Source organism: Noviherbaspirillum sp., assembly GCF_035254865.1.
Classification (GTDB): Bacteria; Pseudomonadota; Gammaproteobacteria; order Burkholderiales; family Burkholderiaceae_D; genus Noviherbaspirillum.
On record NZ_DATFAF010000051.1, the window covers coordinates 1 to 5,474 of the forward strand.

Below are 5,474 nucleotides of genomic sequence, written 5' to 3' on the forward strand. Positions count from 1 at the left end.
TGTTCCCAACCCCATGGCCCTGCTCGGGCAGCATGCGCAACTCGGCGTCGAGAACGCGGCGTATTACCTGACATCGCCGCTGCGCGACACCCTCGCCGCACTGCTCGACCTCGACTATCTCAACGCGCGGCACACCCGTCTCTCGCTCGGCGCCGTCAAGGTCTCCAGCGGAGAAATGCATTACTTCGACAGCCGCCGCGAAGCGATCGCACTGGCCCACGTCATGGCCTCCGGCGCCCTGCCGCCTGCGTTTCCGGCGGTGTGCATCGACGGCGAGTTCTACTGGGACGGCGGCATCTACTCGAACACGCCGATCGAAGCCGTTCTCGACGACCGCCCGCGCCGCGACTCCCTGATCTTCAGCGTGGACGTGTGGAAGCCGGACGGCCCCGCGCCCGACACGCTATGGCAAGTGGCCGGCAGGGCAAAGGACATCAAGTACGCCAGCCGCGCGAACAGCCACATGGCGCGGCAAAAGCAGATCCATCACCTGCGCCACGTCATCCTCAAGCTCGCGAACGCAATGCCGGAGAGGCTGCGCAACTCCGCCGATATCAAGGAGCTTGCCTCATGGGGCTGCCAGACGACGATGCACGTCGTCCGCCTCGTCGCATCCGGCCTCGATGGCGAAGACCAGTTGAAAGACATCGACTTCACGCCTGCCGGCATCCGTGCAAGGCGGCAGGCCGGCTACGAGGACACGCGGCGCATGCTGGATCTGTCGCCCTGGAACCGGCCGGTGGATCCGATTGAAGGCGTTGTCATTCATGACATGCTGGCGGGTGCGCCATCGACCTTGGGCAAGGGGGTGGATGGGTTTGCGGGGAGGACGAAATAGAGCGTGAGCAAGAGCAGTTGCGGCTCACGATTGCGTCGCACATCATCTAGTGTGCGACAGTCCCGCGAACTGCCCAGGCACGGGCAATCAAGGATATCGATCCGTCCGCGTTCACGGGAATACGTTCTCTCAGGCGCTCCCGCAGGCGCGCTCTTGTCGCATCGTCGAGCGACATCGCATATGCAGGCGCCGGGCCCTGACCGCCGAGGAATGGCTGCCAGTAGTCATCGAAATTGTTGAACGGCGTCGGAATGTCGATCGGCTTCACCTCAACTCCGGTCAGATCAGCATCGGTAAAGAGCGCCTCCGGACGGCACACCGGAAAACGCACGCCTTCGTCCACCTTCGCAGCGTCCGGGTCCAGCTCGACTGCCGCATCCCAGAACAAGCGCATGAGCTCCATCTTTCCCCCGTAATCCCAGACATAGGCCGCGATCACGCCATCCTTGACCGCTACCCGTTTCATTTCAGCGAGCGCGGCGCTCTGATCCGGGATGAAGTTCAGGACAAGCCCCGAGACCACCACATCCATCGACGCATCGCCGAGCGGAATCGCCGTCGCGCTGCCTTGGTGCAGCTCTGCCTGCGCGCCGAGATTGTCCTTTGCGGTCTTCAGAAATCCCTCCGAAGGTTCGACGCCGACGACGGAGGATGCAGCGCACTGATCGGCAATCGCCGCGCAAAGCGCGCCCGTGCCGCATCCCACGTCCAGCCATCTCTTCCCGGCCGAAATGTTCAACCACGACAAGAACAGCGGCGCCACCTGCCGGCTCCACCGGCCGACATACTGCTCATACGGGTTGCCACGCTCCCAGGTGTCGGAAACTTGTTTGGGCTCCATAGTGAACCTCCTGTGCAGTGATGACGCGCAACGCGGATACCGCGAGTGGTTGGCAGTCCGAGCGATCACTTCGTGGCTGCAAGGACAAGGCACTCACCCGGCACCTCGAATCCATTTGGCGATTCGAAACTGCGCATTGACTCCTCCACTTCGTTCCACACGGACTCGCGTTCCTGAGGAGACAGGTGAGCCATCATGGCATTGAATCCACCGAAGGCTTCTCGCGCGACCTGGACGTACGCGGCCGAACTCGCTGCGCCATGGGGCACCGGCACAGCGCGAAGCTCGGGATCGGCAAATCCGGCTTGACGGAAGAGATCTTCGAGCACCCCGGGACTGCCGAGGCTGAACGGTCCGGGTTGCCCCGGAACGGGAGGCGGGAGCTGCGCGCGCCGGCGAATCACGGAAGCGGGCATGGCACCCCAACTGTTTCGATCCGGCGTGGAAAAGACAGCGACGGCGACCCGACCGCCCGGTCTCAGCACACGGCGCCACTCACGTAGCGCTGTCATCGGGTGCGGCATATACATGAGGCCCAGTCGGCACAGCACCGCATCGAACGCAGCGTCCGGAAGATCGAGCTTCTCACCGTCCATGGCGCGGGTCTCAATCTGTTTGAGCCCGCGTTCACGTGCGACCTGGAGCGCAAGCTCGATGATCCCTTCCGAGATGTCGGTCGCCAGCACGTAACCGCCGGGCCCAACTCGCTCCGCGGCACTGAGCGCCGGTTCACCGGCGCCGGCGGCAATGTCCAGGATGCGCTGGCCTGGCTGAATCCTCGCCAGGTCGAGCATCTGCCGGGTCGCGACGCCATACCAACGCTCCAGGGTGGGAGTCCAGCGCCGCCAAGCCGCACCGTCCTTGTTCCATTGCTCTCGCTGTGCGTTCTTGTACTTCGCTGCGTCGAATGAAGGTTGCTGCTCGGCCATGAACGTCTTCCTCTCGGTTGGACCTTGATTTTACTTCGCGTCAGGGCGCACGGGCGCATAGTCTTCCCCGTCTTGACGTCCTAATTCACGTGAAAAACTTCGCCCTTAGGCAAACAAGCGATTGTTGTCACGACGCGACGGCATTGCCATCGTTCACCGCCATGTCGAAGTGCAAGAGGTCTTCGCGCGCGCTATGCGAGAATTTTCAACCAGCGCAATCATGATCTGCCCGGAAGCCTGCTTCCACTGCTCTGTCAGCAATATGACGAAAAAGCGCTCGTTTCTGATCATCGGTACGCCCGCTCAAAAAAACGATTTCGGCGATGCACGCGTCGCTGGACCGGTGTACGCCGCCGAAATGAGGATCAAGAATCATCTCTTCAGCATCGAAGCGAGAAATCAGCTGAAAAAGATCGTTCGGCGGGACATTGCAGGTTTTCACTAACCCGTCCTGAACAGCCTCGGCAAGAGCTTTTACCTTGCTTGATGAGAGGTGCCTGGGGGCGGAAATTTTTGTTAGTGGCATTGGGAGTGTCGACTTAGAAGCGTTGGAAAAACAGCATTACGCTGATGCGCGCGGGGCTATCTCATTCAAGGTTGGGCTTTGCAGCCCGACCTACCGTGCTGGTAAGTGAGTCGCCAAGTGGCTTCGGCTTAACTAAAAGAATTGTTAGCCGCTCAGATCGCAGACTCTTGAGTAGGCAGAACTGGCGGGGTAGGGCCACGCCATTGAATGTACTCTCGCCCCTTGGGGGTGATCTCAATGAGCTCACCATTGAAATGGATTAAGTTATGACTCTCTAGGACGTTGATAATTGTGCGCCGTTGATCCGCGCTCGGGATTGTGCTTTGCCACCAAGCGTCATACATCAGGAACGTCGGAGCGTTTGGCAGAGATGCAAGCCAGTCAAGAACCCGTTGCGTGTTGTGGACAAAGAAGTAGTTTAAGTACCTATACTCCCAAAGGTGAGCACGCGCACGCTCTGCAATAAAGGTCTTCTCAAGACGCTGCCTTTCATCGGCGGTTAGATTTGCGTCTGCCGGCAGCGACAACGCCTGCTGGTTCTCTTCATTTGCAGGCGGCGGTGTCACATCATTTTTTGGAGAGATATCTGCAGGTAGTTGAGGAGCAGATACTTCAGCAGAACCCCACTTGATTGTTGCGATACGCGACAACAAGGACCTGATTTCGGACTTAAACAAGTAGAAGAATGCTACACCAATGGCACCAACGATCATCTGCGGACTAAGGACGACCCGAAGGTACTCGAGTACTAACGTTGCGACTTCCATTGGCCTCCCCTAGTAGCTCACGTTGAAATGCTTGGCGGCGTTCGAATTGTTAGGTGCACTCGCCAGCAACCTTTCGAGGCCATCCCACTGTGACTGTATCGCCGGCCGCTGCCGAGGATCGGAAAGACCGAGCTCCTCCAGCCGGTAGGACATCTTCCCAAAGTTACACGCAGCGCAGCTGACGACGAGATTGTCGAGGTCATTGGTTCCACCGTACGAATGCGGAACCACGTGGTCATACTGCGCCCAAAGTGTCTGAAAACCGGCGTGCTGCGATGCGTTGGTAGAGCCCCAAGTTACGACCTGCGGATATAGCTGGCACGCGAACTTTCGGACCTCTGGTCGGATCACTGGGATGCCGCAGTAGCGGCAGTGGTAGCCGTCGCGCGCGTGCAGCTGCGCAATCTCGGCTCGGTTGGGCATACGAGCCGACTCCACTTTTCCAGGCTCGAGTGGCGTCCCCACGAAGGAGCGTACCTTGACGTAGGGGCTTTTCGCACCCCATACCGACTCCAGCCATGCGCGCGTTACAGAACAGTTGGCAACGGCAAAGAGAGCCGTAGCAAGTTCACTGTGGCCGGATAGATGGGCAGAAACGGCCGCATCCATATAACGAGCCGTGTCGAAGATCTCGCAAATAGGTTCACGAATGCAGTGCACGCTGTTTGATAACTCCAAGTTTATTAAACTAGACTGAAAAATTTTTCTGCCTACCCCGGTAACCCGTACGCTCATCCCACCGGCCGGACCGATCCGCAAGCCATGACGCAACTGGCTGGCGCGTATATATCGCATGCTGATCTAGCCATAAATAACCAACAGACACCGACGGCTTCCATGTATTCCCCTTCTCCCGTTCTCTTGCCCGTCTCCCCCCAACCCAAGCGCAAGAACGACGTCGAAACATTCATCCGAACCACGCATTGGAAATTAGGTATAGGAGAGGCATACTTCTACCGGATTCCATGGTACATCGGTTTCCACGATACGCAGCATCTCATGGAAATGGGAGCTGAGGAACCAAGCTACTGAAATGAAAGAAATTCTCGCACTAATGGCCCGCTCGCCTTTTGAGCCGGCACGCGACCGAGAAGACGCATCGCGAAATTTTCGTCGATGAAGGAAAGGGCAACGGGAGTCATATCGTCGCTTTACCCTTGACCTCGGTCGCCCAGTTTCAACAAAAGATCGCGCATGCCCAATGACCAGTGCCCCCCCTCAACTCAGCGAACTAACCACCGCCAGCATCCGCGCCGCCCGCTCCCCCAGCCCATGAAAGGTATGCGGCAAGGACGCATTCAGATAAGCGCTGTCGCCTTGCTCAAGCCGGTACTTGCGCCCATCGTAGAACAGCTCCACCGCGCCTTCGACCACGTACACGAACTCCTGGCCGTCGTGAGTGATCGGCACGCCTTGCGGGACCTTGGGATCAAAGGTGAGGAGGAACGGTTCCATGACGTGGCCGGCGGTGCCGGGGCGGGTCAGGGAGTTGTAGGCGTAGCTCTGCTCGGTGTCGCCCTGCTCGCCCGAGAAGGATTCGCCGGAGCGGCAGATGGTGAGCGATTCGGTCACC

7 protein-coding genes are annotated in these 5,474 nt (G+C 59.1%); 1 reads left to right on the plus strand and 6 read right to left on the minus strand.

Translation table 11 applies throughout. The features are described from left to right. On the plus strand, nt 1–838 hold an 838-nt coding region (locus VJ651_RS13065; RefSeq protein WP_324107868.1), incomplete at its 5' end, for a DUF3734 domain-containing protein. Between the two features lie 46 nt (nt 839–884). On the opposite strand, the gene VJ651_RS13070 is transcribed toward VJ651_RS13065, so the two are convergent. From VJ651_RS13070 to VJ651_RS13095, 6 genes are all read right to left on the minus strand, one after another. Continuing rightward, nucleotides 885–1,679, minus strand: coding sequence for a class I SAM-dependent methyltransferase (locus tag VJ651_RS13070; RefSeq protein ID WP_324107869.1), 795 nt, complete (start codon nt 1,677–1,679; stop codon nt 885–887). Between the two features lie 65 nt (nt 1,680–1,744). Further along, entirely contained in the window at nt 1,745–2,608 is an 864-nt protein-coding gene (locus VJ651_RS13075; RefSeq protein ID WP_324107870.1) for a class I SAM-dependent methyltransferase, read from the minus strand. 205 nt (nt 2,609–2,813) lie between these two features. Then, a complete protein-coding gene (locus VJ651_RS23630) occupies nt 2,814–3,134 on the minus strand; it encodes a tautomerase family protein (RefSeq protein WP_414691345.1) in 321 nt (106 codons plus the stop codon). Nucleotides 3,135–3,286: 152 nt separating this feature from the next. Further along, the gene (locus VJ651_RS13085) at nt 3,287–3,901 is read right to left on the minus strand and encodes a hypothetical protein (protein WP_324107872.1); all 615 of its coding nucleotides are present in this window, start codon (nt 3,899–3,901) and stop codon (nt 3,287–3,289) included. Between the two features lie 9 nt (nt 3,902–3,910). Continuing rightward, nucleotides 3,911–4,561: an HNH endonuclease signature motif containing protein gene (locus tag VJ651_RS13090; protein WP_324107873.1), complete on the minus strand. Its 651-nt coding sequence runs from the start codon at nt 4,559–4,561 to the stop codon at nt 3,911–3,913. Between the two features lie 558 nt (nt 4,562–5,119). Then, a partial coding sequence (locus VJ651_RS13095) for a cupin domain-containing protein (protein WP_324107874.1) occupies nt 5,120–5,474 on the minus strand: 355 nt, incomplete at its 5' end.

Excerpts from the sequence above, each read along its gene's own strand:
- VJ651_RS23630 (WP_414691345.1), bottom strand. The coding sequence starts at position 3,134 with ATGCCACTAACAAAAATTTCCGCCCCCAGGCACCTCTCATCAAGCAAG.
- VJ651_RS13085 (WP_324107872.1), bottom strand. The coding sequence starts at position 3,901 with ATGGAAGTCGCAACGTTAGTACTCGAGTACCTTCGGGTCGTCCTTAGT.
- VJ651_RS13075 (WP_324107870.1), bottom strand. The coding sequence starts at position 2,608 with ATGGCCGAGCAGCAACCTTCATTCGACGCAGCGAAGTACAAGAACGCA.
- VJ651_RS13070 (WP_324107869.1), bottom strand. The coding sequence starts at position 1,679 with ATGGAGCCCAAACAAGTTTCCGACACCTGGGAGCGTGGCAACCCGTAT.